Consider the following 26211-nt stretch of genomic DNA (forward strand, 5'->3'; position numbering starts at 1 on the left):
ACACGATCGTCCGAACGGGACTCGAGCGGACCGGGGAAATTACCCGGATGGCTACGCGGGTTGCCCGGACTGGCCCGCCAGCCACGAGGCGACCTGGGTGCGCGAGGTGAGGCCGAGCTTCACCAGGATGTTTTCGACGTGCCCCTCGACGGTCCGTCCGCTGAGGACCAGCGCGGCCGCGATCTCCTTGTTGCTCATCCCGCGCGCCACCAGCTCGGCGATCTCCCGCTGCCGCCGGGTCAACCCACCGGGCTCGGTCGTCTTGCCCGTCACGCGCGTGGCCGGCCGCTCCCGCAGCGCGTACCGGACGACCTCGTCGAGGCCGGAACCGGCGGCTTCGGCGAACGCCGCGTCGAAGACGTCGTCCCCGAGCGCCTTGCGGGCCAGCGCGGCGCACTGCTCGTCGACACCCTGGTAGGGACTCATCTCGCCGACGCGGGCGCCGCTGAGCCGCCACACCGCGCCGGCGCCGCCGAGCAGCCGGGCCACCCGCTCGTGCTCGCCTTCGGCGGAGTGGCACCACGCAAGCGCTTCGACGAGGAAGGCGAGCAGCGTCCGGTCGGGCAGCCGCAGGGCGACGGCCTCGTGCAGCAGTTCCGCGGCCTTCCGAGGTTCCTGCGCGCGCCAGCGATGGATCGCGACGGCCCACAGCGCGTACCCCCGGGACCAGCGCGCCTCGTGCCGGTCGGTGAGGGTGAGCGCTTCCTCCGCGGCGGCCGCGCCCCGCGGATCGCCGAGGAAGAAGCGCGCGGCGGCCAGCAGGATCAGCGTGTCGAACACCAGCAGCGCGTCCCCGGCGGTGCGGTACCCGGCCAGCGCCCGCTCCAGCAGTTCGGCCCCGCCGGTCAGGTCGCCGGTGAAGAACGTGGCCATGCCGGCACATTCCGCGTGGCCGGCGCGGAGCCGGTCGTCGTCGAGTTCCTCGGCGAGTCCGGCCAGTTCCGCCAGCAGTTCCGCGTGCGGCGCGCCGGTCTGGATCGCCAGGAACGCCATCGCGTACAGCCCCCGGGCCCGGACCAGGCTGCGCTCGCCGCACAGTTCGAGGCCGCGCCGCAGGTACCCGCAGCCTTCCGGGACGACGAGCCCGCCGCCGTACCAGAAGTTCCACAGCGAAGCCGCGATGTCCAGCGCCCGGCCCGGCTCGCCGGGGCCGGACAGGCAGTGTTCCAGCACGGCCCGGAGGTTGGCGTGCTCGCGGCGGAGCCGGCCGAGCCACTCCGACTGCCGCGGGCCGAACCCCTCGGCCCGGTAGCGCCGCGCGAGGCCCGCGTAGTACTCGGCCTGCCGGGCCCGGACGCCGGCCTCGTCGCCTTCCGCGGCCAGCCTGGCGCCGCCGTACTCGCGGACGGTCTCCAGCATCCGGTACCAGGCGTGCCGCCCGAAGGTGCCGTTCTGGCGGCTGACGACCGATTTGTCCACCAGGCCGGTCACGACGTCCAGCGCGCTGCCGCCGTCGGCCGCCGCGGGCGCGCAGACCTGCTCGGCGGCGTCGAGGTCGAACCCGCCGGGGAACACCGACGCCTGCGTCCACAGCCGCTGTTCCGCGGGTGTGCACAGCTCGAAGCTCCAGTCGATCGCCGCTTCCAGGGTCCGGCGGCGGGGCTGCACGGCGGCCGGCCGCGAAGTGAGCAGGCCGAGCCGGTCGTCGAGCCGCTCGAGGACCTGGTCGACCGACAGCACGCGCACGCGGACGGCGGCCAGCTCGATGGCCAGCGGGATGCCCTCGAGCCGGCGGCAGATCCGGCTCACCGTCGCGCGGGTGTCCGGGGTGAGCTCGAAGCCGGGGGAGACGGCCGCCGCGCGGTCGGCGAACAGCGTCACCGCTTCGACCGGGCCGCCGTCGGTGTCGTCGGCGACCGGCAGCGGCTCGACGTGCAGGAGGTGCTCGCCCTCGACGTGCAGGGTGTGCCGGCTGGTGGCGAGGACGCGCAGGCCGCCGGAGCCGGCGAGCAGTTTCGCGACCAGCGTCGCGCACTCGTCGGCGACGTGCTCGCAGTTGTCCAGCACCAGCAGGAGCTGCTTGTCCTCGAGGTACTCGGCGAGCCCGGCGGCCTGGTCGCTGGTGCCGCGCAGGCCGAACGCCGTCGCCACGGTGTTCGGCACCAGGTGCGGATCGCCGACGTCGGCCAGCTCGGCCAGCCATACGCCGTCGGGGAACGCCCGCCGCACGTCGGCGGCGACCCGCAGGGCCAGCCGCGTCTTGCCGACCCCGCCGGCGCCGGTCAGCGTGACGAGCCGGGCCGCGGCCAGCAGGCGTTTCGCGTCCCCGAGCTCGTGGCGCCGCCCGACGAAGCTGGTCAGCTCGGCCGGGAGGTTTCCGGCACTCCGGCGGGAACGCGCACCCATGCGCAGAGTCTAGGACGGGCCCCGCATCACCGTGTCGTCCCTTCAATCACGCATGATGCCTCTCTGATCACGGGTGATGACCCCAATCGACTAACTTCGTCGTAGATATTGTTAACAATCTCATCGACGATTAGGGTGCGGGTATCGAGACCCGAAGCGACGAGGACCCACCTTGATCATCGACTGCCACGGCCACTACACCACCGCCCCGCCCGCCCTCGCCGCGTGGCGGGACCGCCAGGTCGCCGCCCTGGACGGCGGCGGTGCCGCCCCCACCGCGTCCGACCTGCGGATCAGCGACGACGAAATCCGCGAGAGCATCGAGGGCAACCAGCTCCGGCTGATGGACGACCGCGGCATCGACCTGACGATCTTCTCGCCCCGCGCGTCCTTCATGGCCCACCACGTCGGCGGTTTCGAGACGTCGGCGGCGTGGGCGGCGATCTGCAACGAGCTCTGCCACCGCGTCAGCACGCTCTACCCGGAGCGGTTCGCCCCGGCCGCGATGCTCCCGCAGTCCCCGGGCGCCGACCCCGCCACCTGCCTCCCCGAGCTGACCCGCTGCGTCGAGGAGTACGGCGCCGTCGCGCTCAACCTCAACCCCGACCCGAGCGGCGGCCACTGGACGGCCCCGCCGCTGACCGACCGGTCGTGGTACCCGATCTACGAGAAGATGGCCGAGTACGACATCCCGGCGATGGTGCACGTCAGCACCAGCGTCAACCCGGCGTTCCACACCACCGGCGCGCACTACTTGAACGCCGACACGACCGCGTTCATGCAGCTCGTGCAGGGCGACCTGTTCACCGACTTCCCGACCCTGCGGCTGATCATCCCGCACGGCGGCGGCGCGGTGCCCTACCACTGGGGCCGGTTCCGCGGCCTGGCGATGGCGCTGGGCAAGCCCGAGCTGGAGGAGCACGTGCTGAACAACGTCTTCTTCGACACCTGCGTCTACCACCAGCCGGGTTCGGACCTGCTCTTCGACGTCGTCCCGGCGCGCAACATCCTCTTCGCGTCGGAGATGATCGGGGCCGTCCGCAGCGTCGACCCGCGGACCGGGCACCACTTCGACGACACCCGCCGGTACGCCGAGGCGGCGAATCTGTCCGAAGAGGACTGGGCGGCCATCCGGGAGCACAACGCCCGGGCCGTCTACCCCCGTCTGGACGCGCTCCTGAAGGGACAGGGCCGGTGACCGCACCCAAGACACCGGGCTGGCTGGACTGGTGCCCCGCACCGTCCACACCGGACTTCCGGCTGCCGCCCGGCACGGTCGACGCCCACTGCCACGTCTTCGGCCCGCAGGCGCAGTTCCCCTTCGCGCCCGAACGCAAGTACACGCCCTGCGATGCGAGCAAGGATCAGCTGTTCGCGCTGCGCGACCACCTCGGCGTCTCCCGGACCGTGATCGTGCAGGCCACCTGCCACGGCGCGGACAACTCCGCGATGGTCGACGCCGTCCGCGCGTCCGGCGGCCGGGCGCGCGGAGTCGCCACGGTCCGGCCCGACATCGGTGACGCCGAGCTGCGGGAGCTGCACGAGGCGGGTGTCCGCGGCGTGCGGTTCAACTTCGTCAAGCGCTTGGTCGACGCCTCACCGCGGGAAGACCTCAGCGCGATCGCCAAGAAGATCGCCCCGCTCGGCTGGCACATCGTCCTCTACTTCGAGGCCGCCGACCTGCCCGAACTGGAAGGCTTTTTCGGCACGCTGCCGGTGCCACTGGTGATCGACCACATGGGACGGCCGGACGTCACGAAACCGGCCGATGGCCCCGAATTCGCCCGGTTCCTGGAGTTCGCCGCCCGCAACGACGTCTGGGTGAAGGTGAGCTGCCCCGAGCGGCTCACCGTCACCGGACCCCCGGCCTACGCCGACGTCGTGCCGTTCGCCCGCCGCGCCGTCGCGGAGTTCCCGGACCGGGTGCTGTGGGGCACCGACTGGCCGCACCCGAACCTCACGAACCACATGCCCGACGACGGCCTGCTCGTCGACCACGTCCGCCACCTCGCGGACACCCCCGAAGCGCAGCACAAGCTGCTCGTCGACAACCCGATGCGCCTCTACTGGCCCGGCGAAACCGCCTGAAACCCCGAAGGGCATGCAATGCAGCACGCCAACGCGCTCAACCGGCTGAACCGCCTGCCGATCTCCCGGTTCCACAAGTTCACCCTGCTCGCCGTCTCGTTCGCCTACTTCTTCGAGTTCGCCGACATCAACAGCTTCGCCACCACCGCGCCCAAGCTGATCAAGCTCTGGGGCGTGACGGTCGACCAGGTCGCGTACGTGACGTCGCTGTCGTTCGTCGGCATGTTCTTCGGCTCGGTCATCGCGAGCACGATCGCCGACCGCTGGGGCCGGAAGAACGCGCTCGTGCTGACGACCGTGTGGTTCGGCGTCTTCTCGTTCGCGGCGGTGTTCTCCTGGGACATCGTGTCCCTCGGCGTGTTTCGCGTGCTGACCTCGGCGGGCCTGTCGGCGATGACCGTCGTCGCGGTGATCTACGTCAACGAGCTCTACCCGGCGGCGAACCGGGGCAAGTACCAGGCGTACGCGATCGTGATCGGCATCTGCGGCACGCCGGTGACGAACCTGATCGCCAGCGTGGTCGTCCCGCTCGGCGACTGGGCGTGGCGGCTGGTCTACCTGTGGGGCGCGCTCGGCGTCCTGCTCGTGCTGTTCACCCGGCGTCTGAAGGAGTCGCCCCGGTGGTACGAGAGCCGCGGCGAACACGTCAAGGCGGACGCGGTCCTGCGCGAGATCGAAGCCCAGGTCGCGGCGGAGAAGGGCCCGCTGCCGGAGCCCGCGCCGCCGGCCGGGGAGGCGCCGGTGGCCAAGGCCCCGCTGCGGCTGCTGCTGCGCAAGAAGTACCTGCTGCCGACGCTGCTGCTCACGGTGCTGTGGGTGACGCAGACGATCGGGTTCTTCGGCTATTCGAGCTGGGCGCCGACGCTGCTGGCCAAGGAGGGCTTCAGCGTCGAGAAGTCGGTGTTCTACGTGGCCCTCACGACGGTCGGCGCGCCGCTGGGCTCGTACCTGGCCGCCCTGGTCACCGACCGCTTCGAGCGCAAGTGGTGCCTGGTCGCCTTCGGCACGGTGATCGCGCTCTGCGGGCTGTTGTACGGGCTGACGTTCAACCCGGTCCTGATCGTGGTGTTCGGCTTCCTGGTCAACATGTTCGAGCGCGGCTACACGGCACTGGGCTACGCGTACTCGCCGGAGCTGTTCGACACGCGCGGCCGGTCGCTGGGCACCGGCGTGTCGTACGGCCTGGGGCGGCTGTCGAACGCGGCGGGCCCGCTGATCGTGGCCGGGCTGTACAACGGCAGCGGCTACCGGAGCGTCTTCTTCTTCATCGCGGGAACGTGGCTGGTCGGCGCGGTCGTGCTCGCGGTGTTCGGCCCACGGACCCGCCAGGCGCGGCTCGCGCGCGTCACCGAGCCGGCCGGCGTCTAGAACGCGTAGCGGACGCGCAGGTAGGGCGCGTGGACGGCGATGAGGTCGAGCAATTCGTCCAGCAGGGCTCGCTTGTGGCCGGCGCGGTAGCGGACGTTCACGCCGCCGCCCTCGCTGCGCTTGGTCTCCTGCAGGTCGGGCCGCCAGAGGACCTGCTCGGCCTTGGGGTGCCAGCCGAGGTTGACCTCGTGCAGGGCGCGGTTGTGGGTCAGCATGATCACCTCGGCGGCCAGCTGGGCCTTGGTGCCGTCGTTCGTCGCGTCGCCGAGGTCCTGCAGCAGGCGGGTCCAGTCGGCCAGCCAGCCGTCGTAGACGACGACCGGGCTGAGGTTGACGTGCACCTCGTACCCGGCGGCGACGAAGTCGTCCAGCGCGCGCAGCCGGTCGGCGATCGGGCTGGTCCGCAGGTCCAGCAGCTTGGCCGGCCGCTCGGGCATCAACGAGAACCGCACCCGGGTGCGGCCGCGCGGGTGCAGGTCCAGCAGCCCGCGGTGGACGTACTTCGTGGCGAACGACGCCTTCGCGGTCGGCTGCCCGGCGAACAGGCCGATCAGGTCCGCGACGTTGTCGCTGACCAGGGCGTCGACCGAGCAGTCGGAGTTCTCGCCGATGTCGTAGACCCACGCGTCCGCGTCGCACTGGTTCGGCTCCGGCTTGGGGCCCTGCCGGGCGATGTGGCGGGTCAGATACCCGGTGATCTGCTGGATGTTGGCGAAGACGGTGATCGGGTTGGAGTAGCCCTTGCGGCGGGGGACGTAGCAGTAGGCGCACGCCATCGCGCAGCCGTTGGAGGTCGAGGGTGCGATGAAGTCGGCGGAGCGCCCGTTGGGCCGGGCCGTCAGCGACTTCTTGATCCCCAGGACCAGGGCTTCGCGCTTGATCCGCACCCAGCGGCGGACGTTGGTCTCGTCGCCGTGGAGCTCGGGGATGCGCCAGTGGCTGTCGACCTCGACGACGGTCGCGTCGGGGAAGCGGTCGAGCACCTGGCGTCCGCGGGGGAGCTCGGCCGCGGCGGGTTCGACGTAGATGCGCGACGGCGCGAGGAGCTTCTCCCGCTCGAGGTCCGCGTCTGTCAAGGGAGGTTCACCTGCGCAGTCTCGGGGCTGCCCAGTCTACCCGCGCTGACCGGCGCCGGGCGGCGCACCAGGGCGACCATCGCCGCGCCGAGCAGGCCGGCGATCGCGAACACGCCGAAGCCCAGTGTGGACAGTCCACTCGCGACCAGGACACCGCCCAGCCAGGGGCCGAACACCGCGCCGAAGCGGCCGGCCGGCCCGCGACGAGCATGCCCGCGATCCCGCCCAGGTTGATGACCAGCAACGACCGGCGAAGGAGGCGATCCAGAACAACAGGGTCGTCAGCCGGACCGCGGGGGTGAACTGGCCGCGCAGGCCACCGCGGCCGCGCGCGGGTTCCGGGGTGAAGGGCTCGAGCGGTACCGCGAACTGGCGCGCGATCGCTGTGACATATGGGGCTTCGCCCCGGCCGGGGGCTCCGCCACCCGGACCCCCGAAAAGCCCTCTGGGCGCGCTCGGTCCGGCCCTTGGCCAGCAGGAAGGTGAGCGATTCCGGCACCAGGAAGACGGCGGCCGGGAGGACCGGCACGAGCAGCAGCGCCCCGAGCCAGTACACCGACCGGCGGCCCAGCGACTGCACGAGCGTCATCCCGAGGGCGTCGAGCAGCATGCCGAACGTCGTCAGGCTGCCGATCTCGCCGCCGGTGACGGCGGTCAGGCCGAATTCCCGGTCGGCCAGCACGCCCGGCAGGGTCGCGCCGTAGACGAACAGGTCGAGGCCGTCGAGCAGGACGAGGCCCCAGCACAACGCGGTGACACGGACGGCGAGGCGGTTTTCCGGTGCGGAGATTATCGACAATCCCGTGAATCAGCTATGTGCGCCAGCTGGGCGTGGGCCGCGGCGGCGACATCGGCCCGCACGCCGAGCTCGCCGAGCATCTCGGCCGCGGCCGCCATCTCACCGGTGCGGCGGACGGCGTGCCGGTACGAGCCGTCGACCAGCCGGTCCACAGTGGACGCGTCCGCGGCGGTCAGCTCGCCGACGATGATCTTCCGTAGCCAGTCTTCGCAGCCGGCGGCGCGGGCGGCCTGCAGTGCTTCGACCACCGCGGCGGACATCCCCTTGAAGAAGACGCTCCGCAGCAGCTTGCGCTCGGCGGCGAGCCCGGCCTCGCCGGGCATGGTCTCCACCGCCGCGCCGAGCGGGTTGAGCGTCGCGGCGACGGTGCCGGCCGCGGGCCCGGTGGCCAGCATCGGTACCCGCAGGCCCCGGCCGGGGACGGGCGCCATGATCGCCACGTCGGCGAACGGGATCCGGTGCTCGGCGGCGAGGGCGGCGAGGCCGCGTTTGGTGCCGGGGGAAGCGGTGTTCAGGTCGGCCCAGACGCCCGGCAGCCCGGCGAGCCCGGCCTCGAAGGCCCGGAGTGCGGCCGACGCACTGTTGACGCTCAGGACGAGGTCGGCGCCCCGGGCCGCGTCGGCTTCCGAGCGCGTGCCGACGACCCCGTCGGCGGCCGGGACCGCCGGGTCGTAGCCCCGCACGGTGACCCCGGCGGCCACCAGATCACGGGCCAGAGCGCCGCCCGCTTCGCCCAGGCCGAGTACCGCGATGGTTCCGGTCATAGCAGAATCCTCCTCGCCAGCTACGATCGAGTACACGATGTGCTCGACAAAATTGTCAACAAACGGAGCCGAGGCTATGACGGAGAGTGCGCCGGACCGGCAGCCGGGGGAGCGGTCCGCGGTGGCGGCCATCCGCGACGCCATCGTCCGCGGCGAGTTCGTGCCCAACCAGCGGCTGGTGGAAGCCGATTTGTCGGCACAGTTCGGGGCGAGCCGGGCGACGGTGCGGGCGGCGCTGATCGAGCTGACCAACGAGGGGCTCGTCGAGCGCGTGCAGAACCGCGGTGCCCGGGTGCGGGCGGTGTCGCTGGAAGAGGCCGTCGAGATCTCCGAGGTGCGCATGATGCTGGAGTCGCTGTGCGCGGCGAAGGCGGCGGAGCGGATTTCCGACGCCGAGGTGGGCGAGCTGCGCGAACTCGGCGAGCGGATGCAGGCGGCCGTGGCGGGCGGGGACGTCGTCGGGTACTCGGGCCTCAACCAGCGGCTGCACCGCCGCATCCGCGAGATCAGCGGGCAGCGGACGGCGGCGCAGGTGCTGGAACGGCTGCGCGGGCAGAGCGTCCGGCACCAGTTCCGGCTGGCGATGCGCCCGGGCCGGCCGCAGGTGTCGCTCCCGGAGCACCTGGCGATCATCGACGCGATCTGCGCGCACCAGCCCGAGAAGGCGGCCGACGCCGCGCGGATGCACCTGGGCAGCGTGATCGAGGCCCTGAAGGCCGCCGACGCCGAGGTGTCCCCGCTGCATCCCTGATTCCCGCCAAGATTGTTGACAATTTCGTCGACCAGACTCTACGGTGGCGGTATGAAGCCCGTCATCGTCACCGATCCGCCCCGCGCCGACCTCGACCAGGTCTCGCGGCTGGCGGACTACGGCGTCGCCACCGTGCACGAGGCTCTCGGCCGCTCCGGTCTCCTCGCGGCCGGCCTCCGGCCGATCCAGGACGGCGTCCGCGTCGGCGGCACCGCGGTCACGGCGCTGTGCTGGCCCGGGGACAACCTGATGATCCACGCCGCCGTCGAGCAGTGCCGCGAAGGCGATCTCCTCGTCGTCACCACCACTTCGCCCTGTCAGGACGGCCTTTTCGGCGAGCTCTTCGCCACCGCGCTGCGCCGCCGCGGGGTGCGCGGGCTGGTCACCACCACCGGTGTCCGCGACGTCGCCGATCTGCGCGCCCTCGGCTTCCCCGTCTGGTCGGCGGCGATCAGCGCGCAGGGCACGGTCAAGGCGACCGCGGGGGCGGTCAACGTCCCGGTCGTCGTCGGCGGGCAGCTCGTCCGCCCGGGCGACGGCATCGTGGCCGACGACGACGGCGTCCTGTGCGTCCGCCGCGAGGATGTCCATAGTGGACTCGAAAAGGCGAAGGCCCGGCTGGAGAAGGAAGCCGCCGCCCGGGAGGCCTTCGCCACCGGCCAGCTCGGCCTGGACCGCTACGGCCTGCGCGAAAAGCTCGAAGCCCTGGGCGTCCGGTACCTGACCGCCGAGGAGTACGAGAAGGAGCAGGCATGACCGGCGTGCGCTGCATGCTCATGCGCGGGGGCACGTCGAAGGGTGCCTACTTCCTCGCCGGAGACCTCCCGGCCGACCCCGCCGCCCGCGACGACCTGCTGCTGCGGATCATGGGCACCCCCGACCCGCGCCAGATCGACGGCCTCGGCGGCGCGCAGCCGGTCACCAGCAAGGTCGCCATCGTCTCGCAGGCGACCGACGCCGGCCACGACGTCGACTACCTGTTCCTGCAGCTCGGTGTGGAGGAACCCACCGTCTCCGACCGCCAGACCTGCGGCAACCTGCTCGCCGGTGTGGGCCAGTTCGCCGTCGAACGGGGGCTCGTGCCCGCCGGGCCGGAGCGCACCACCGTCCGGATCCGGATGGTCAACACCGGCTCGATCGCCGTCGCGACCTTCGCCACCCCCGGCGGCGAAGTCGACTACCTCGGCGACACGGCCATTTCCGGCGTGCCCGGCACCGCCGCCCCGGTCGAACTCGACTTCACCGACACGGAGGGGTCCGTGTGCGGCAGCCTCCTGCCGACCGGGAGCGTCCGCGACGACATCGGCGGCATCGCCGTCACCTGCGTGGACAACGGGATGCCGGTGGTCGTCGCGCGGGCCGAAGACCTCGGCGACGGGCCGGGCCTGCCCGAGCGGATCGACGCGCTGCGCATCGAGGCCGGGAAGCTGATGGGTCTCGGCGACGTCCGCGGCTCGTCGGTCCCGAAGACCACGCTGGTCGCCGCGCCGCGCGACGGCGGTGCCATCGCCACCCGCACCTTCATCCCGGTCAAGCCGCACCCGTCGATCGGGGTGCTCGGCGGCGTCAGCGTCGTGACGGCGTTGCTGCTCGACGGCGCCGTCGGGGCCGAGCTCCTCCGCAAGCCGCCGGCGGGTGAGCCGATCGAGATCGAGCACCCGAGCGGGAAGCTCGCGGTCGCGATCGAGTTCGAAGGATCCCGCGTCCGCCGGTCGACGGTGCTTCGCACCGCGCGGAAGTTGTTCGACGGCACCGTTTTCCCCCGTTCCTGAGGAGCCGGCCTTGTCTTCGCCACGTCACGAGGTCGCGCACCTCGGCCACGTCGAGCTGTTCACCCCCGAGCCGGAGCGGAGCCTGGACTTCTTCGTCCGCGTGCTCGGCCTGACCGAGAACGGCACCGACGGCGACTCGGTGTACCTGCGCACCTGGGACGACTACGAGCACCACAGCCTGAAGCTCACCGCGGCGAAGACGTCCGGCGTCGGGCGGACGGCGTTGCGCGCGTCCAGCGAAGAAGCCCTCGACCGGCGGGTGGCGGCCCTGGAAGCGTGCGGGCTCGGCATCGGCTGGGTCGACGGCGACACCGGGATCGGCCCGACGTACCTGTTCCGCGACCCCGACGGCCACGAACTCGAGGTGTACTGGGAAACCGAGCGCTATCGCCCGCCGGACCACCTGCGGCCGGCGCTGAAGAACCAGGCCCAGGCGTATCCGGGCCGAGGCGTCGGCGTCCGCCGCCTCGACCACGTCAACTACCTGGCCCGCGAGGCGGAGGCCAACGGCCGGTTCGTCTGCGACGTCCTCGGCGGCCGCGTCACGGAGCAGATCCGGCTCGACAGCGGCGTGATTTCCGGGCAGTGGACGCATTTCGCGCAGAAGTCGTACGACCTGGTGTACACGAACGACCGGACGGGTTCGCACGGGCGCCTGCACCACATCGCGTTCGCGACGGACACGCGCGAGGACATCCTCCGGGCGGCGGACATCGCGCTCGACAACGGCGTCCACATCGAGACCGGGCCGCACAAGCACGCGATCCAGCAGACGTTCTTCCTGTACGTGTACGAGCCGGGCGGCAACCGGATCGAGTTGTGCAACCCCACCGGACGGCTGATCTTCGCGCCGGACTGGGAACCGGTGACGTGGACCGAGGCGGAGCGGGCCAAGGGCCAGGCGTGGGGGTTGAAGACGATCGAGTCGTTCCACACGCACGGCACCCCGCCGGTCTGACGCCCGCCCGAGGGGCTCGACCGCCCCGGCGGCGGCTGACATCCGGCCGCGGCGCGACTACCGTGGGCAACGGGGAGTCATCGGCGCAAGGGGAGGCGCTGCGATGGGGGAGAATGCCGGCTGGGCACCGTCGGGATGGCCGTTGTGGGCGTTGCCCGCACGGGTGCGCGTGCTCGTTCTCGGTGTGGTCCTGGCCGTCTTCGGCCTGGTGGCGCTCGCGGCCCGGACGCCTCCGGCGCCGGGGGACTGGACGGCGGCGGCCTGGCTCGCCGCGGCCGCACTGCCGCACCTGCACGCGTCGCACCTGATCCAGCGCCGTCGCCGCGATCGGGCGGGCACGCCGTACGTCGACCTGTGCAGCGTCTGGATCTTCGCCGGGGTGATCGTGCTGCCCCTGGTGCTCGAACTGGGGCTGGTGGCGGTGCTCTACGCCCACCGCTGGGTGCTGGTCACCCGGTTCGACGCGGTCCGGCCGCCGCACCGCATCGTGTTCACCGCCGCCACGCTCGCGCTGGCCGCGGCCGCCGCGGCGACCGTGCTGCGCGCGAGCGGCGTCCAGCAGCACCTCGCCGACGGTGCCCGCCCCGGCTGGGCCGACCTGGTCGCCGTGGTCGCCGCGGCCGCGGTGCAGTGGGGGGTCAACACCGTGCTCGTCGGCACGGTCATCGCCTGGACGGTCCCCGCCGAGCACCCCCGCCGGCTGCTGGGCAGCGCCTCGGACAACCTGCTGGAGGCGGGCCAGCTGGCGCTCGGCGTGTTCGTCGCGCTCGCGCTGCTGTGGTGGCCGCCCGCCACGCTGCTGATGATCGTCCCGACGTTCGCGCTGCACCAGTGCGTCCAGCTCGACCAGCTGAAGCTGGCCGCCCGCACCGACCAGCGCACCGGGCTGCTCAACGCGATCGCCTGGCACGAACAGGCCGCGCAGGCGCTCGAGCGGACCCGCGGCCGGATCGGCGTGCTGATGATCGACCTCGACTGGTTCAAGCGCATCAACGACACCCACGGCCACCCGGTCGGCGACGACGTCCTCGCCGAGGTGGCCACGGTGCTCACCCGGACCGTCCGGCGCGGGGACGCGGTCGGCCGGTACGGCGGCGAAGAGTTCGCCGTGCTGCTGCCCGACGTCGACGAAGCCGAGGTCCGGGCGATCGCCGAGCGGATCCGCGTCCGGATCCGGGCGCTGCGCATCACCACGCCGGCGGGGGAGCCGGTGACCCTGTCGGCGACGATCGGCGCCGCGTTGCAGCCTTCGGTGCCCGAAGCCGGGCTGGACGAGCTGATCCGGGCGGCCGACGACGCGCTGTACGCGGGCAAGAAGGCCGGCCGGGACCGGGTGGCGGTCGCCGGGCGCTGAAGCCGTCAGTTCTGGCCGGGGTCGGCCGGGCCGCGGTTGTGCTGGAGCGCGAGCCCCCGGTCGTGGTCGAAGGTCACCGGGACTTCGGTGCCGACCAGCGGGCACCGCCGGAGCGCCTCGCGGATCACCGCGTCGTAGACGTCGTCGGTCGCCGCGCCGGGCAGGTAGATGCCGACCGCGGCGCGCAGCTCGTAGCCGCTGTCGTCGCGGTGGTCAGCGCCTGGTGCAGACAGGTCGCCAGGGCGGCGGCGTAGAGCCGCTCCGGGTTCAGCGCGTCGGCCGTGCCGTTGCCGCTGGGTTCGCCGACGGGGTAGGCGAGGTCGCCGCGGCCGTCGATCCGGACGCTGCCGCGGCTCGACGTCGCTTCCGCCGAGTGGATGTCCCGTGCCATCGCGTCCTCCGGGGTCGTTTCCGCGCGATTACCCGGCGGCGGCCGCCCCACACGCTCGGCTCGTCTCGCGCACTTCCAGGTGGTGCGGCGCGACGATCGACCGCGGCGGTTCCGGCGCCGCCGCCTGCCGCGCGAGGCGGTCGAGGGCGAGTTCGGCGATGCGGTCCTTGTCCGGCGACACGGTCGTCAGGGCCGGCACGCTGTAGCGGCCGTCTTCGATGTCGTCGAACCCCACCAGGGCCAGGGCTTCCGGCACCGCGACCCGCCGGTCGGCGGCGGCCCGCAGCGCGCCCAGGGCCAGTTCGTCGGTGAAGCAGAAGACGGCATCGGGCGGCTGGGCCAGGTCGAGCAGCCGCAGCATGGCCTGGTGGCCGTCGGCGCGGTGCAGGCGCCGCACCGGCACTTCCAGCTCCGGCTCGGCCGGCAGCCCCGCCTCGGCCAGCGCCTGCCGGTAGCCGGCGAGCCGCTGCCGCGCGGTCGCGTTCAGCGAGCGCGGCTGGATGCCCAGGGCGGCGACGCGGCGGCGGCCCGACGCGAGCAGGTGCCCGGTGGCCTCGCGCGCGGCGGCGACGTTGTCGATGGCGACGTGGTCGACGCCGGCCGTACCGTCGTGCTCGCCGAGCAGCACCAGTGGCACGGTGTCGGTGCGCGCGGCCAGCTCGGCGGGCGCCACCGCCCACGGGCTGAACAGGACACCGTCCACCAGCTGGCTGCGCCGGCCGTGCAGCAGTTCCTTCTCGCGCTCGGCGTCGCCGTCGGTCTGGTCGATGAGCACGGTCATGCCCCGGGCGCCGGCGATCCGGACGGTCCGCGCGGCGAGCTCGGCGAAGTACGGCGAGTCGATCTCCGGGATGACCAGCGCGACCAGCCCGGTCCGGCCGCGCCGCAGGGTGCGGGCGGCCAGGTTCGGCCGGTAGCCGAGGGCGTCGATGCTCGCCTGCACGCGTTCGCGGGTCGCCGGGGCGACGTACCGGAACCCGTTGACCACGTTGGACACCGTGCGCACCGAGACGCCGGCGTGCTCGGCCACGTCACGCAGTTTCGGGTTCACCGGCGCATCGTACCTCTTGCAACGTGGCATGCCACGTTGCAAACTGAGCTGCCACGCCGTCGTGCCGCCAAGGAGGCCCCGGATGACCGCGCACCGAACCGCTCCCGCCCCGCTGCCCATGGCCGAACTCGCGGCGCTGACCGAGCGCCTGGACACCGACGGCATCATCGGGCTGCCCCAGGCGTTCCCGCGCGATTGGGTGCGGCAGCTCGGCGAGGACATCGACACGGCGTTCGCCGAGGCCCGCGCCCGGCCGGACGGAGCCGTCGGCCGCGGCCCCAACCGCTTCTACGTCGAAATCCACCCGGAGCAGCTGCGCGGGTTCACCGACCTCGTCACCCACCCGTGGATCACCGCCGTCGCCGAGGCGGTGCTCGGGCCGGAGTACCGGATCGTCGAGGTCGGCTTCGACGTCCCCCTGGCCGGTGCGGTCGACCAGCCGTGGCACCGGGACTTCCCGATGCCCGCCGAAACCGCGCGCGAGCGGCGGCTGACGTCGCTGGCGGTGAACGTGACCGCCGTGGACACCGAGCCGGACATGGGGCCGTTCGAGATCGCGCCCGGCACGCACTGGGACGACGGCGGCGCGTTCGAGCACGGCATGTTCCCGCCGCGGGAGGCGTACCCGCGCTACCAGGAGCTCGCGGCGCGCAAGTTCCCGCGGATGGGCGACATTTCGATCCGGTCGGCCCTGACGGTCCACCGCGGCACCGCGAACCAGTCGGCGAAGGCGCGCCCGGTCCTGGTGCTGGGCCTCGACGCACCGGGGGCGGGCAACGACGAGCGGCACGACACGGCGGTGACGCGCCAGTTCTGGGCGTCCCTGCCGGAATCCGTGCGCGCACACCTGCACTGCCCGGTCGTCGACGTCCTGACGCCGATCACCCAGAAGCACACGATCGAAGGTCTCGTGATGGGAGCCTGAGGTTTGGCGGTCCCGGAGGCGGGCACCTTCAGGCCATGGCTGAAGCGGGAATCACCGAAATGACGGGCCGGGCCGGCGTCGTCGCGGCCCTGCGCCGCGTACTGCTCGCCTTCGGGGTCGGCGGTGCGCTGGCGTGCCTCGCGTGGATGGCGTTGTGGCTGGCCATGCACGTTTAGCTGCCGGGCTCCGGCCACGCGGCGTGGCCGGAGCCCGGGTTTTCACTGGCAGGCTTCGCAGTCCGGGTCGTCGATGCGGCAGGCGGCGCCATCGGTGAGCGGGAAGTCGAAGTCCTCCAGCTCGGGCACGGCGACGGACTCTTCCGGAGTGGTGGTGGCGGACATGGCCCTCCCTTGTGGACGAACGGGTTCTCCTGGGTGTAGCGCCGAAGATCGCCACGCATTCCGTGACCCGCGCCACAGCGCGGTCAGCGCTCGAGGAGCCGGACGAAGCCGGTGATCGGCGGCGCGGCCCTGCGGTGTCGCGAATGACTCATTCGGGACCTCGGACGTCCCGAATGAGTCATTCGCGGCGCCGGGGACAGGCCGTCGGAGTGCGGGTGAAGGGGCTGGTCGCGGCGTCGGGGTCCCCCTGAACGGGCGCACCCGACAGGGCTGCGAGGCGCAACGGCTACCCTGGTGGTCCGAAGGCCGCACGAGCAGCAGGAGGTGCGGGTGAGCCAGGAGCTCGACGCCGCGGTGCCCGCGAAGCAGGGCGCCCAGCAGAACGGGCAGGCGGCGGCACAGCCCGCGCCGCCGAAGCCGAACGGCGCGGCGCCGAACCCGTCCGCCACCCGGCGGGTCCGGGCGCGCCTCGCCCGGCGGATCACCGCCCAGCGCGCCGCCCCGGTCAAGCAGGTCCTCGAACCCCTGGCCGTCATCCACCGCGAGCTGCACCCCAACGCCGACCTCGGCCTGCTCCAGCGCGCCTACGACGTCGCCGAGGAGCTCCACCGCAACCAGCGGCGCAAGTCCGGCGACCCGTACATCACCCACCCCCTCGCCGTCGCCACCATCCTCGCCGAGCTGGGCATGGACACCACCACGCTCGTCGCGGCCCTGCTGCACGACACGGTCGAGGACACCGGCTACGCCGTCGAGAGCCTGAAGGCCGACTTCGGCGAGAAGGTCGCCGAGCTCGTCGACGGCGTCACGAAACTGGACAAGGTGCAGCTCGGCTCGTCCGCCGAGGCCGAGACCATCCGCAAGATGGTCATCGCGATGGCCAAGGACCCCCGGGTGCTGGTCATCAAGCTCGCCGACCGGCTGCACAACATGCGCACCATGCGCTTCCTGCCGCCCGAGAAGCAGGCCCGCAAGGCCCGCGAGACCCTCGAAGTCCTCGCACCGCTGGCCCACCGCCTCGGCATGGCCACGGTCAAGTGGGAGCTGGAGGACCTCGCGTTCGCCATCCTGCAGCCGAAGAAGTACGACGAGATCGTCCGCCTGGTCGCCGACCGCGCCCCCTCGCGCGACATCTACCTGCGCTCGGTCATCACCGACCTGACCAGCAACCTCGTCTCGTCGCGCATCACCGCGAAGGTCGAGGGCCGGCCGAAGCACTACTACTCGATCCACCAGAAGATGATCGTCCGCGGCCGCGACCTGGACGACATCCACGACCTGGTCGGCGTCCGGATCCTGGTCGAGGACGTCCGCGACTGCTACGCCGCCATGGGTGTCGTGCACGCGCTGTGGCAGCCGGTGCCCGGCCGGTTCAAGGACTACATCGCGCAGCCCCGGTTCGGTGTCTACCAGTCGCTGCACACGACGGTGATCGGCCCGGACGGCAAGCCCCTCGAGGTGCAGATCCGCACCTACGAGATGCACCGCACGGCGGAGTACGGCATCGCCGCGCACTGGCGCTACAAGGAAACCAAGGGCACGCACACCGGCAACGCGATGGACGTCGACGAGATGGCGTGGATGCGCCAGCTCCTCGACTGGCAGCGCGAGGCCGCGGACCCGGGCGACTTCCTCGAATCCCTGCGCTACGAGCTGGCCGCGCGCGAGATCTTCGTCTTCACGCCCAAGGGCGACGTCATCACGCTGCCGGTCGACTCGACGCCGGTCGACTTCGCCTACGCCGTGCACACCGAGGTCGGCCACCGCTGCATCGGCGCCCGCGTCAACGGCCGCCTGGTGGCGCTGGAACGCAAGCTGGAAAACGGCGAAGTCGTCGAGATCTTCACGTCGAAGGCGGAGAACGCCGGGCCTTCGCGCGACTGGCTGCAGTTCGCCGGCTCGCCGAAGGCCCGCGCCAAGATCCGGCAGTGGTTCGCCAAGGAACGCCGCGACGAGGCGATCGAGGGCGGCAAGGAAGCCATAACCAAGGAGATCCGCAAGGTCGGCCTGCCGATCCAGCGGCTGGTCTCCGCCGAGTCCATGGGCGCGGTGGCCACCGAGCTGCGCCACGCCGACATCTCGTCGCTGTACGCGGCGGTCGGCGAGGGCCACACGAGCGCGAAGCACGTCGTCCAGCGGCTGGTGGCGCTGATCGGCGGGGTCGACGCGGCGGAGGAGGAGCTCGCCGAGCGCGCGACGCCGTCCACGGTGACCCGGCGCCGCGGCTCCAACGACGTCGGCGTGGTGGTCAAGGGCGCCAGCGACGTGTGGGCGAAGCTCGCCCGCTGCTGCACCCCGGTGCCGGGCGACGAGATCCTCGGGTTCGTGACCCGCGGCGGCGGTGTTTCGGTGCACCGCACCGACTGCACGAACGCGGGTGACCTGCAGTCCCAGCCCGAGCGGCTGGTCGAGGTCGAGTGGGCGCCCTCGGCGTCGTCGGTGTTCCTGGTGGCCATCCAGGTCGAGGCGCTCGACCGGCACCGCCTGCTGTCGGACGTCACCAAGGTGCTGGCCGACGAGAAGGTCAACATCCTCTCCGCGTCGGTGACCACGTCCCGGGACCGGGTCGCGGTCAGCCGCTTCTCGTTCGAGATGGGCGACCCCAAGCACCTCGGTCACGTCCTCAAGGTGGTCCGCGGCGTGGAGGGCGTCTACGACGTCTACCGCGTGACGTCGGCTTCCTGAGGCTGCCACGACCCGTCGACGGCGATGCCCGCGGCCGCGGCGATGCGGTCGCGGGACTCGAGCAGCCGCGTGCGCAGGGCCGGCAGGTCCAGGCCGAGCAACCGGCCGTGGCGCTTGACCGCCTTTCCGGCCACGAAGACGCTGTCGACCAGGCCGGGATGGCCGGCGGTGACGAGCGTGCCGGCGACGTCGCCGACGGGGAAGACCGCGGGGTCCTCGGCGTCGAGCAGGATCAGGTCGGCGTCCTTGCCGACGGTGAGGCTGCCGGTCCGGGCACCGAGCCCGCACGCCCGCGCACCGTCCACCGTGGCGAAGCCGAGGAGATCCCGTGGCGTGACCGCCCGGTCCACCGCGAGGGCCGTGCGCATGGCGCCGAACATGTCCCCACCGGCCGACGGGCAGTCGTCGATCGACAGCGACGTGCGGAGCCCGGCGGCCAGCGCCCGGCCGGTGACCGGCGGGGCGAAACCCATCTTCAGCTCGACGTCCGGGCTGACCGACACCGAGCCACCCGCGTCGGCGAGCATCGCCAGCTGGTCGTCGGAGAGACCGTTGCCGTGCACGACGGTCGTGCGGTCGTCGAGCAGGCCGCGCGCGTGCATCCCGGCGATCGGCCGGTCGCCCCGCGGCCAGCCGGCGGTGCCGTGGACGTGCATGCTCACCGGTAGCCCGAGTTCCCGCGCCAGCGCGACATCCGCGGCGGTCTCGTCCATCGTGGACATCACGGGTCCGCGCAGCCCCAGCGCCATCTCGTCGCCGGGCAGCAGCGCCCGCACCCGCCGGATCTCCGGCTCGATGTCCGGGCCCGCGGCGCCGTAGCAGAAGATCGAGCGGCCGGGGGCGTCCCGCAGGCCCTGGATCGCGGCGTCGGCGTTCTCGGGCCGGTCGGCGCGGTGGAACCAGTCGAGCAGGGTCGTGACGCCCGAGTTCAGCGCTTCGATCCGGCCGAGCAGGTTGCCGAGGTGGACGTCTTCGGGGCGGTAGTGCGGCCCGAGCGTGCCGTGCATGGCGACGCGGTACTGGCCGAACGTCCAGCCGGCGCCGATGCCGCGGAACGCGGTCTGCCAGGTGTGCCGGTGGGTGTCCACGAAGCCGGGCAGCACGATCTTGCCCGCGGCGTCGACGACTTCGGCCCCGGCCGCATCGAGGTTCGGGCCGACCGCGGCGATCCGGCCGTCTTCGATGAGCACGTCACCGCGGGGCAGGTCGCCGATCGCCGGATCCATGCTGACCACCAGGCCGCCGCGCACGAGTGTCTTCACGAGTGTCCTCCCAGAAGTTGATGCGTCAACTCTAACTTAGACTCGACCCATGGCGGACATGAGCCCCGAGGACTGGGCCTTCTGGGAAACCTGGATGCGCGCGCACCGCCTGCTGGTCGGCGAACTCGACCGCGGCCTGCAACGCGACTGCGGCATCTCGAAGGCGGAGTTCAGCGTGCTGAGGACGTTGCGGCACCCGATGCGCGTCGGCGAGCTCGCCGATGAACTCGCCTGGGAGAAGAGCCGGGTGGCGCACCTGCTGACCCGCATGGAGAAGCGCGGCCTGGTGACCCGCACCGAGGCCGGGGCCGGCGGCCGGCGCACCGGGATCGAGCTGACCGCCGAGGGCCACCGCCTGGCTGCCCGCGCCACCCGGGCCCACGGCGCGAACGTCCGGCAGCACGTCCTCGACCGGCTCACCCCGGACCAGGCCGCGGCCATCCGGTCCTGGAGCGAGGAGCTGATCGAGCGCGTCGGGCAGGTCTAGAACAGCGCCGCGACCAGCGCGCCCAGCGGGGGCACCGCCTGCGCGAGGGCGCCACCCCGGCCCGCCCCGCGCGGGCGGCTCAACGCGAGCACGTCCGACACTCCGAGGGCGACCCCGGCCAGCAGCATGAACCCGCAGCAGTAGAGCACCAGCGCGCGCCCGGCGTCGACGTGCCCGGTGTGCACGGGTGGCCGGCAGGTTCGCCGCCGGGATCCTGAAGATGCCCTCGTGCACGCCCGGCCGCTCGAACAGCAGCACCTCCCAGGTGAACGCGAGCAGGTGGACCAGCACCGCCAGCCCGGCGAAGACCTGCGCGACGGCGTTCACGGCACGAGCTCGATCCCGTGCTGCCCGGCGATCTCCGGGATGCGGTCCGGCGTCGCCCGGTCGACGGCGCGGAAGAAGCGGCCCAGGCCGTCGGTCGGGCACACCGCGAGGAACTGCGCCGACGGCGTGTGCACCGTGAAGGTGTTGGCCGCGCCCGCCGGGATGCTGATCGACGCCCCGGGGCCGAGGTCGTGGAGTTCGCCGTCCACGTACACCGTGATGCGCCCGTGTAGGACGTAGAAGCTCTTCGCCCAGGGCTCGGTGTGCGGCGGGACCGACGGCCCGCGCGGCGCGTCGACCTCGAACACCTCGTAGGTGCCGCCGGTGTGCTCCGCGCCGACCTTGACGGTGATCCGCGCGTCCTTCGTGTCGAGTTCCGGGCCTTCGCCCGGTGCGCTGAAGTGGGTCATGCCGAAGATGCTGGGACACACCGGCGGGGCGGGCCATCCCGGAAAAGCGGGATACCCGGCGCGTCCCGGGCGGCGCATACTGCGTCCATGTGGGACGGCCGGGCGCAGGCGGTGCGGCGGGACGTCGCCGCGCTCGCCTCCGCGGGCCTCGGCGTCGCCGAGCTGCACGCCGCCGCCATCGAGCTGGTCGACCGCGTGGTGCCCGCCGAGCTGACGTGCTGGGCGTCGCTCGATCCGGACACCGCGGTGATCAGCTCGATGACCAGCGGCCGGGCCCGCATCCCCGGCGAGTACGAGCCACTGCTGGCGACGTATGAGTACGACGGCGCCCAGCCGCACACCTTCGCCGAGCTGGCACGGCTGCTTGCGGGGGTTCCGGGTGGCGAAGCCCCCGGCCCGGGGCGGAGCCCCGGATGTTACAGCGGCCGGTGCCCGTGGCGCGCTTATCCGACCTGCCGCGCCGGGCCGCCGAGCGCAGCGGCCGGCTCGCCGAGGTCTGGCGGCCGCTGGGGCTCGGTCACGAACTGCGCGTCGTCTTCCGGGTCGACGGCACGTCGTGGGGCGCGGCCGGCCTGGTGCGGCGCGGCGAGTTCAGCGACCGCGAGGTCGAGTTCCTGACGTCGGTCGCGCCGGCGCTCGCGGCGGCGACGCGGGTGGCCGCGCGCGCCCGCGCGACGCCGGCGCGGGCCGAACCGGCGATCGTGGTCGTCGGTCCGGACGGCGGGCAGCGGGCGGCCACCGCGGCGGCCGCGGCCTGGCGCGCCGAACTCGACGAGATCGCCCCAGGCCGGTTCGCCGTCCTTGTGCGCGCGGTGGTGACCGGGGCCCGCGCGGCGGCGACCGGGACGTTCCGCGCCCGGGTGCGCGACGCCCACGGCGGGTGGATCGTGGTGCACGCCAGCCGGTTGGTGGCGGGGGAGGACGACGGCGAGACGGTCGTGACCGTCGACCGCGCCTCGGGTGCCGAGCTGCTGGGCGTGCTGCTCGCCGCGTACGGCCTGACCGCCCGGGAGCGCGACGTCTGCCGCGAGGTGCTGGCCGGACTGTCCACAACGGACATCGCGGCCCGGCTGGCGATCTCGGCCCACACGGTGCAGGACCACCTCAAGTCGGTGTTCGGCAAGGTGGGCGTCCGCAGCCGTGGGGAACTGACCGCGAAGCTGCTGTCCTGACCATTCCCGCCGGAAACCGTCGAACGACGATTTCGGCATCGGTGCCCGAAATGCGGTGCCGCCGCCCGCACCTGCATGATACCTTCCGCAAATTGCGGGCGGTGGGGACAAAGGGGGCGGCATGGCCGACGACACCACGCGTTATCTCTGTGCGGCGTCCTACCTCGATCCCGCCTACAGCCGGCGGGCCATCACCGAGTTCCTCGTCGAGCCCACCCGCCCGGTCCCGCCGTCGCCGGGCCTCGACGCCGGCCGCGTGCTCACCGAGGCGGTGCGCGCCCGGGCCCGCCGCAAGAACTACGACGGCCTGCTGGTGGTGCTGATGATCGTGGTCATCGGGCTGCTGTGGGACAACCCGCTGCTCTACGGCTGGATCGTGCTGTCGCTGCTGCTCGTCGCCGCGCGGGCGGGGAAGAGCGCCTACGCGTTGGAGAAGACGCTCAACCCGAAGACGCTGGTCGTGCTCGGCGTCGCGATCGTCGTGGCGTGGCTGCTGCTGTCCTATTCGGACGAAATCTTCGATTCGGGCAGCAGCCGGTACTCCTCGCGTTACTACCAGGACGTCGAGTTCGGGGACTCGTCCGGCGGCGACACCGCCCGGACCGTCATCGGCATCGTGCTCGCGGTGGTCGTGTGCGTGGCGGTGACGATCGAGCGGTGGTCCCTGTGGAACCTGCTGACGACGCGCTTCAAGCGGTTCGCCGGAACCACCGGTGGCGGCAGCCTCACCGGGCTGCTCACCGAGGATTTCCGCGGGCAGCTCGCCCGCTACCAGGGCAGCACCGGGACCGACGGGGCGCCGGGCGCGCCGCTGGTGGTCTACCGCGGGTACAACCCGTTCGTGGGCGCCGGATTCCGCCGTGACGCGTGGTCCATGGCGATCCCGCTGGAGCGGGTCGAAGACGCCGAAGGCCGGCCGGAGCTCACCACCGAAGCCCTCTACGACGGGATCCGCGCGGCGATCGCGGACCTCCGCCACGCCAGTGCGCTGTCGCCGGACCACCGGCTCGGCGGGCTGACGGTGACCGAGGCGGTGTTCACCCCGGCCACCGAGCTCGTCGACCACCTCGGCGAGCCGGAGGCCGCCGCCTACCTGCCGGACCTCGAGCACCCGCCGCACACCCGGCTCGGCGCGGCCGACGTCGCCCGGCTGCGCACGGAGCCGAAGGAGTGGGCGCGCTACTACCTGTCGTTCCAGGTGGAGACCTGGGACCGGGACCTGGTGCTCACCACGTTCCTGCACGTCGCGGTGGACGACACGACGCTGTACGTCGAGTGGACGCCGTACATGCTGCCGCCGATCCGGGCCGAGTACCGCGTGGTGGACAAGATGCGGCCGGACTCGCTGCGCCCGCTCGGCCAGGGCCTGCTGGCCTGGCTGGAGATGCCGGCGAGCCTGCCGGGCCGGATCCTGAACCTCGCGTCGTGGATCCGGCAGCCCAAGCGCGAGCCCGGCGTCGTGGACCCGGACCGCTACGGTGCCGCGAGCTCGTTGCGCGAACTCGCTTCGGTGAACCTGTTCGCCGACTACTTCCAGCTCGTCGACATCACGCGCTACGAGAAGATCATCGAAAGCCGCCTCCTCCCGGCGATCGGCAAGCTCCTCGAGGACGCGGGCTTCTCGACGGCGAAGTTCGAAGAGCAGGCCTCGGTCGTGATCAACAACGACATCACCATCCGCGGTGACAACCGCGGGCCGATCACCCAGACCGGGGTGCGCACCCCGCGCCCCCGCCCGCCCGCGAACCCCGGCCGCCCGGCCAGGACGGAGACCTGATGGGCCACCGCATTTCGAACAAGGTCAGCATCGGCGGCGACAACTCGGGCAAGATCACCCAGACCGGCATCGAAGCCGGCGGCGCGGATGAGGCGGTCTCGTCGCTGGCCTCCCTGGTGGAGCGACTGGCGACCGAGGTGCGCGGCGGCGGGCTGGCCAAGCAGGAGATCCTGGAGGACACGCTCACCGACCTGGCCGCCGACCTGCGCGCGGGCGACGCCGCGGAGCCGGCGGTGGTGCGCAGCCGGTGGGAGAAGGTCAAGGGGTTGTTGGGCGGGGTGGCGCAGTTTTCGGAGCTGGTCGCGAAGATCTCCGACCAGGTGCAGAAGATCTTCGGCTAGCGGAGACCGCCCTCGCCGGACGGGAGCCCGCTGGCTATACCTTTCTCGCCACCACCATGTAGTTCTCGGCATCGAGGCTGAACGTGCTGAGTTCCGTCCGGAGCCCGACCCGGTGCAACTCGACTTCGAGTTCTTCGTACCGGTAGGGCCAGCTCGACAGCAGTTCCGAGCGGGCGCGAACCGACCCAGCCGGATCCACTTCCGCGATCGCGATCTCGATGTGGTGCTCGTCCTCCCAGTTCGGCGCAATGTCCCAGCGGTAGACCACGACGGCATCGCGCCCGTTCCGGCGGACGAGCCGGTCACCGATGTCCAGCCGGGAACCCCTGGCCCGCACGAGTTCCCAAGTGCGGGAGGTGAGTACCAGGCGCCCGCCACGGCGCAGAAGCCGTGACATCGACTCGAGAGCGGCAACTCTGCCGCGCGCGCCCTTGGCGTGGTGCAGCGAGTTGCCAACGCAGAAGACCACGTCGAAGGTGTCGTCATCGAAATGGTCGGGCAACTCTTGCCAGTCCGCCCGCACGGTCCGGACGGATGCCCTGAACTCCTCGGACAATTCCGCAGTCCGGCGAACCATCGCTTCGCTGGCGTCAGTGGCGACAACGTGCATGCCGAGACCGGCGAGGCCGACCGCCAACTGCCCGGTCCCGCACGAACAATCGAGGACGTGAGCGTTCGGCGGTAGGAGACCGAGGACGTCCTCGAACGACGCGGCGAACTCGGCCGGAGCCAGCTTCGCCTCTGAGATGAGCCACTCGTACACCTCGGCAAGCGCGTCATAGCCCCTCACAACCACTACCTCCGTCACGCGGCAGGCTCACGGTGGCCATCAGTACATCAGCGGAGCAAGCCGGTCACCAATGGTTTTCGCGAGGGCAACGCGGACGTGTGGGGTGCGGTGGAACCGTTAGAGGAACTTCCGCAGCAGGGCGTTGACCTCGTCCGGCCGTTCCATCGACGGCAGGTGCCCGGTGTCCGCCAGCTCGGCCAACTCCGCCCGGGGCAACGACTCCGCCAGGTGGGCCGACAGCTCCACCAGGCCCGGCGCGTCCGACGTCCCGATCACCACCAGGGCCGGCGTGGTGATCTCCGCCAGCCGGTGCCGGGTGTCCGGGATCCGCTCCGTCCACTGTGGAGCAGTCCAGTCGTGCCGGTACACCTGCTCGCACATTTCCCGCACCAGCGCCACCATTTCCGGTGGCAGGACCGAGATGTCCCGGCCTGGCCCCGCGACCATGTAGCGGATGTTGGCCTCCGCCATGGCCCGGACGTCCGCCGGGTCGACGTCGGCGTCCCGCGCCTGGTAGCGGGCGAGGCGGTCGCCCGGGAAGAACTCCTCGGTCAGCCGGGCGAGGTCCGCCTGCATGTGGTCCGGCCAGGTGTGCCCGGTCAGGCCCGAGCCGAGCAGCACCAGCCGGGTGATCCGCTCCGGCGCGGCGAGGGCGGCGTCCAACGCGCACGCCCCGCCCATCGAGGCCCCGACCAGCGCGGCCTGCTCGATCCCCCGGGCATCGAGCAGGGCCAGCAGGTCCTCGTAGTGGGCGTGCTCGCCGGCCTCGCCGCGGGTTTCCCCGAACCCGCGGCGGTCGTAGCGGATCACCCGGTGGGTGGCGGCGAGCTCGGTGAACTGCGCGTCCCACATCCGGCGGTCGCCGATCGCGGCGTGCAGCAGCACGACGGCGGGCCCCTCTCCCGCTTCGTCGTAGCCGAACGCCGTCCCGCCCACCTCGATCGTCGCCATGGCCCCGAATCTGCCACACGACCGC

General features: G+C 72.2%; 28 protein-coding genes. 15 read left to right on the forward strand and 13 right to left on the reverse strand.

Annotated elements, in window-relative coordinates; translation table 11 throughout:
* Positions 1-51: 51 nt before the first annotated feature.
* Positions 52-2346 carry an ATP-binding protein gene (locus tag ACWDN5_RS04965; protein ID WP_449674562.1) on the reverse strand — a complete coding sequence of 765 codons (2295 nt, stop codon included), beginning with the start codon at positions 2344-2346 and terminating at the stop codon, positions 52-54.
* A 172-nt stretch (positions 2347-2518) separates the two neighbouring features.
* Here ACWDN5_RS04965 and ACWDN5_RS04970 point away from each other — a divergent pair, with 172 nt between their 5' ends.
* From ACWDN5_RS04970 to ACWDN5_RS04980, 3 genes are read left to right on the forward strand one after another with little or no spacing between them, the layout of a single operon-like run.
* A complete protein-coding gene (locus tag ACWDN5_RS04970; protein ID WP_449674564.1) occupies positions 2519-3544 on the forward strand; it encodes an amidohydrolase family protein in 1026 nt (341 codons plus the stop codon).
* Positions 3541-4434 carry an amidohydrolase family protein gene (locus ACWDN5_RS04975; protein WP_449674566.1) on the forward strand — a complete coding sequence of 298 codons (894 nt, stop codon included), beginning with the start codon at positions 3541-3543 and terminating at the stop codon, positions 4432-4434. Before ACWDN5_RS04970 ends, ACWDN5_RS04975 begins: the two co-directional genes overlap by 4 nt.
* Before the next feature lie 18 nt (positions 4435-4452).
* On the forward strand, positions 4453-5802 hold the full coding sequence (locus tag ACWDN5_RS04980; RefSeq protein ID WP_449674568.1) for an MFS transporter: 1350 nt from the start codon (positions 4453-4455) through the stop codon (positions 5800-5802).
* Here ACWDN5_RS04980 and ACWDN5_RS04985 read toward each other — a convergent pair.
* The 3 genes from ACWDN5_RS04985 to ACWDN5_RS04995 form a co-directional block, all read right to left on the reverse strand.
* Positions 5799-6878: a spore photoproduct lyase family protein gene (locus ACWDN5_RS04985; RefSeq protein WP_449674570.1), complete on the reverse strand. Its 1080-nt coding sequence runs from the start codon at positions 6876-6878 to the stop codon at positions 5799-5801. The two genes, ACWDN5_RS04980 and ACWDN5_RS04985, sit on opposite strands and share 4 nt — an antisense overlap.
* Entirely contained in the window at positions 6875-7054 is a 180-nt protein-coding gene (locus ACWDN5_RS04990) for a hypothetical protein (protein WP_449674572.1), read from the reverse strand. Before ACWDN5_RS04990 ends, ACWDN5_RS04985 begins: the two co-directional genes overlap by 4 nt.
* 613 nt (positions 7055-7667) lie before the next feature.
* Positions 7668-8441 (reverse strand): DUF1932 domain-containing protein, encoded by a 774-nt coding sequence (locus ACWDN5_RS04995; protein WP_449674574.1) that lies wholly within the window; start codon positions 8439-8441, stop codon positions 7668-7670.
* 76 nt (positions 8442-8517) lie between these two features.
* Between ACWDN5_RS04995 and ACWDN5_RS05000 the strand changes: the two genes are divergently transcribed.
* The 5 genes from ACWDN5_RS05000 (at position 8518) to ACWDN5_RS05020 (ending at position 13276) form a co-directional block, all read left to right on the forward strand.
* Complete coding sequence (locus ACWDN5_RS05000) at positions 8518-9192, forward strand: GntR family transcriptional regulator (RefSeq protein ID WP_449674576.1); 675 nt, start codon at positions 8518-8520, stop codon at positions 9190-9192.
* A gap of 51 nt (positions 9193-9243) precedes the next feature.
* On the forward strand, positions 9244-9948 hold the full coding sequence (locus ACWDN5_RS05005) for a 4-carboxy-4-hydroxy-2-oxoadipate aldolase/oxaloacetate decarboxylase (protein WP_449674578.1): 705 nt from the start codon (positions 9244-9246) through the stop codon (positions 9946-9948).
* A complete protein-coding gene (locus ACWDN5_RS05010; protein ID WP_449674579.1) occupies positions 9945-10964 on the forward strand; it encodes a 4-oxalomesaconate tautomerase in 1020 nt (339 codons plus the stop codon). The genes ACWDN5_RS05005 and ACWDN5_RS05010 overlap by 4 nt, the downstream gene beginning before the upstream one ends.
* Before the next feature lie 10 nt (positions 10965-10974).
* Positions 10975-11922: a catechol 2,3-dioxygenase gene (locus ACWDN5_RS05015; RefSeq protein ID WP_449674581.1), complete on the forward strand. Its 948-nt coding sequence runs from the start codon at positions 10975-10977 to the stop codon at positions 11920-11922.
* Positions 11923-12025: 103 nt separating this feature from the next.
* Positions 12026-13276: a diguanylate cyclase domain-containing protein gene (locus tag ACWDN5_RS05020; protein ID WP_449674583.1), complete on the forward strand. Its 1251-nt coding sequence runs from the start codon at positions 12026-12028 to the stop codon at positions 13274-13276.
* Positions 13277-13281: 5 nt separating this feature from the next.
* Here ACWDN5_RS05020 and ACWDN5_RS05025 read toward each other — a convergent pair whose 3' ends face one another.
* The 3 genes from ACWDN5_RS05025 to ACWDN5_RS05035 are packed head-to-tail and all read right to left on the reverse strand — an operon-like array spanning position 13282 to position 14718.
* Positions 13282-13404 carry a hypothetical protein gene (locus ACWDN5_RS05025; RefSeq protein ID WP_449674585.1) on the reverse strand — a complete coding sequence of 41 codons (123 nt, stop codon included), beginning with the start codon at positions 13402-13404 and terminating at the stop codon, positions 13282-13284.
* Positions 13401-13667 carry a hypothetical protein gene (locus tag ACWDN5_RS05030; RefSeq protein WP_310975370.1) on the reverse strand — a complete coding sequence of 89 codons (267 nt, stop codon included), beginning with the start codon at positions 13665-13667 and terminating at the stop codon, positions 13401-13403. The genes ACWDN5_RS05025 and ACWDN5_RS05030 overlap by 4 nt, the downstream gene beginning before the upstream one ends.
* Before the next feature lie 28 nt (positions 13668-13695).
* Positions 13696-14718 carry a LacI family DNA-binding transcriptional regulator gene (locus tag ACWDN5_RS05035; protein WP_449674587.1) on the reverse strand — a complete coding sequence of 341 codons (1023 nt, stop codon included), beginning with the start codon at positions 14716-14718 and terminating at the stop codon, positions 13696-13698.
* 82 nt (positions 14719-14800) lie between these two features.
* Between ACWDN5_RS05035 and ACWDN5_RS05040 the strand changes: the two genes are divergently transcribed.
* Positions 14801-15643, forward strand: coding sequence for a phytanoyl-CoA dioxygenase family protein (locus ACWDN5_RS05040; RefSeq protein WP_449674589.1), 843 nt, complete (start codon positions 14801-14803; stop codon positions 15641-15643).
* 35 nt (positions 15644-15678) lie between these two features.
* Positions 15679-15819: a hypothetical protein gene (locus ACWDN5_RS05045; RefSeq protein WP_191306731.1), complete on the forward strand. Its 141-nt coding sequence runs from the start codon at positions 15679-15681 to the stop codon at positions 15817-15819.
* 42 nt (positions 15820-15861) lie between these two features.
* Here ACWDN5_RS05045 and ACWDN5_RS05050 read toward each other — a convergent pair whose 3' ends face one another.
* On the reverse strand, positions 15862-15984 hold the full coding sequence (locus tag ACWDN5_RS05050) for a hypothetical protein (protein WP_255410490.1): 123 nt from the start codon (positions 15982-15984) through the stop codon (positions 15862-15864).
* Positions 15985-16314: 330 nt separating this feature from the next.
* Here ACWDN5_RS05050 and ACWDN5_RS05055 point away from each other — a divergent pair, with 330 nt between their 5' ends.
* Positions 16315-18669 carry a RelA/SpoT family protein gene (locus ACWDN5_RS05055; RefSeq protein ID WP_176177440.1) on the forward strand — a complete coding sequence of 785 codons (2355 nt, stop codon included), beginning with the start codon at positions 16315-16317 and terminating at the stop codon, positions 18667-18669.
* Here the strand turns inward: ACWDN5_RS05055 and ACWDN5_RS05060 are convergent.
* Entirely contained in the window at positions 18645-19931 is a 1287-nt protein-coding gene (locus tag ACWDN5_RS05060) for an amidohydrolase family protein (protein ID WP_449674591.1), read from the reverse strand. The genes ACWDN5_RS05055 and ACWDN5_RS05060 overlap by 25 nt on opposite strands.
* A 49-nt stretch (positions 19932-19980) precedes the next feature.
* On the opposite strand from ACWDN5_RS05060, the gene ACWDN5_RS05065 reads away from it, so the two are divergent.
* Positions 19981-20418, forward strand: coding sequence for a MarR family winged helix-turn-helix transcriptional regulator (locus ACWDN5_RS05065; RefSeq protein WP_449674593.1), 438 nt, complete (start codon positions 19981-19983; stop codon positions 20416-20418).
* Here the strand turns inward: ACWDN5_RS05065 and ACWDN5_RS05070 are convergent.
* Both ACWDN5_RS05070 and ACWDN5_RS05075 read right to left on the reverse strand, forming a co-directional pair.
* Complete coding sequence (locus ACWDN5_RS05070; RefSeq protein WP_310970439.1) at positions 20415-20603, reverse strand: DUF1304 family protein; 189 nt, start codon at positions 20601-20603, stop codon at positions 20415-20417. The genes ACWDN5_RS05065 and ACWDN5_RS05070 overlap by 4 nt on opposite strands.
* A 138-nt stretch (positions 20604-20741) precedes the next feature.
* The gene (locus ACWDN5_RS05075; RefSeq protein WP_449674595.1) at positions 20742-21155 is read right to left on the reverse strand and encodes a cupin domain-containing protein; all 414 of its coding nucleotides are present in this window, start codon (positions 21153-21155) and stop codon (positions 20742-20744) included.
* Positions 21156-21568: 413 nt separating this feature from the next.
* Between ACWDN5_RS05075 and ACWDN5_RS05080 the strand changes: the two genes are divergently transcribed.
* The 3 genes from ACWDN5_RS05080 to ACWDN5_RS05090 all read left to right on the forward strand — a co-directional run bounded on the left by ACWDN5_RS05080 (position 21569) and on the right by ACWDN5_RS05090 (position 24445).
* Positions 21569-22327 (forward strand): helix-turn-helix transcriptional regulator, encoded by a 759-nt coding sequence (locus ACWDN5_RS05080; RefSeq protein WP_449674597.1) that lies wholly within the window; start codon positions 21569-21571, stop codon positions 22325-22327.
* Between the two features lie 121 nt (positions 22328-22448).
* Positions 22449-24104, forward strand: coding sequence for a hypothetical protein (locus ACWDN5_RS05085; RefSeq protein WP_449674599.1), 1656 nt, complete (start codon positions 22449-22451; stop codon positions 24102-24104).
* Positions 24104-24445 carry a hypothetical protein gene (locus tag ACWDN5_RS05090; RefSeq protein WP_449674601.1) on the forward strand — a complete coding sequence of 114 codons (342 nt, stop codon included), beginning with the start codon at positions 24104-24106 and terminating at the stop codon, positions 24443-24445. The genes ACWDN5_RS05085 and ACWDN5_RS05090 overlap by 1 nt, the downstream gene beginning before the upstream one ends.
* Before the next feature lie 34 nt (positions 24446-24479).
* Here the strand turns inward: ACWDN5_RS05090 and ACWDN5_RS05095 are convergent, their stop codons facing one another.
* Positions 24480-25253, reverse strand: a complete 774-nt coding sequence (locus ACWDN5_RS05095) for a class I SAM-dependent methyltransferase (RefSeq protein ID WP_449674603.1) — start codon at positions 25251-25253, stop codon at positions 24480-24482.
* 99 nt (positions 25254-25352) lie between these two features.
* Entirely contained in the window at positions 25353-26186 is an 834-nt protein-coding gene (locus tag ACWDN5_RS05100; protein WP_449674605.1) for an alpha/beta fold hydrolase, read from the reverse strand.
* Positions 26187-26211 lie beyond the last annotated feature (25 nt).

Source organism: Amycolatopsis sp. NPDC003731 (genome assembly GCF_053586895.1).

Bases quoted from the DNA above. Each gene is read 5' to 3' on its own strand.
- ACWDN5_RS04965 (WP_449674562.1), bottom strand. From the start codon at position 2,346: ATGGGTGCGCGTTCCCGCCGGAGTGCCGGAAACCTCCCGGCCGAGCTG.
- ACWDN5_RS04980 (WP_449674568.1), top strand. From the start codon at position 4,453: ATGCAGCACGCCAACGCGCTCAACCGGCTGAACCGCCTGCCGATCTCC.
- ACWDN5_RS04995 (WP_449674574.1), bottom strand. From the start codon at position 8,441: ATGACCGGAACCATCGCGGTACTCGGCCTGGGCGAAGCGGGCGGCGCT.
- ACWDN5_RS05000 (WP_449674576.1), top strand. From the start codon at position 8,518: ATGACGGAGAGTGCGCCGGACCGGCAGCCGGGGGAGCGGTCCGCGGTG.
- ACWDN5_RS05005 (WP_449674578.1), top strand. From the start codon at position 9,244: ATGAAGCCCGTCATCGTCACCGATCCGCCCCGCGCCGACCTCGACCAG.
- ACWDN5_RS05010 (WP_449674579.1), top strand. From the start codon at position 9,945: ATGACCGGCGTGCGCTGCATGCTCATGCGCGGGGGCACGTCGAAGGGT.
- ACWDN5_RS05020 (WP_449674583.1), top strand. From the start codon at position 12,026: ATGGGGGAGAATGCCGGCTGGGCACCGTCGGGATGGCCGTTGTGGGCG.
- ACWDN5_RS05030 (WP_310975370.1), bottom strand. From the start codon at position 13,667: ATGGCACGGGACATCCACTCGGCGGAAGCGACGTCGAGCCGCGGCAGC.
- ACWDN5_RS05040 (WP_449674589.1), top strand. From the start codon at position 14,801: ATGACCGCGCACCGAACCGCTCCCGCCCCGCTGCCCATGGCCGAACTC.
- ACWDN5_RS05045 (WP_191306731.1), top strand. From the start codon at position 15,679: ATGGCTGAAGCGGGAATCACCGAAATGACGGGCCGGGCCGGCGTCGTC.
- ACWDN5_RS05050 (WP_255410490.1), bottom strand. From the start codon at position 15,984: ATGTCCGCCACCACCACTCCGGAAGAGTCCGTCGCCGTGCCCGAGCTG.
- ACWDN5_RS05065 (WP_449674593.1), top strand. From the start codon at position 19,981: ATGGCGGACATGAGCCCCGAGGACTGGGCCTTCTGGGAAACCTGGATG.
- ACWDN5_RS05075 (WP_449674595.1), bottom strand. From the start codon at position 21,155: ATGACCCACTTCAGCGCACCGGGCGAAGGCCCGGAACTCGACACGAAG.
- ACWDN5_RS05080 (WP_449674597.1), top strand. From the start codon at position 21,569: ATGTTACAGCGGCCGGTGCCCGTGGCGCGCTTATCCGACCTGCCGCGC.
- ACWDN5_RS05085 (WP_449674599.1), top strand. From the start codon at position 22,449: ATGGCCGACGACACCACGCGTTATCTCTGTGCGGCGTCCTACCTCGAT.
- ACWDN5_RS05090 (WP_449674601.1), top strand. From the start codon at position 24,104: ATGGGCCACCGCATTTCGAACAAGGTCAGCATCGGCGGCGACAACTCG.
- ACWDN5_RS05100 (WP_449674605.1), bottom strand. From the start codon at position 26,186: ATGGCGACGATCGAGGTGGGCGGGACGGCGTTCGGCTACGACGAAGCG.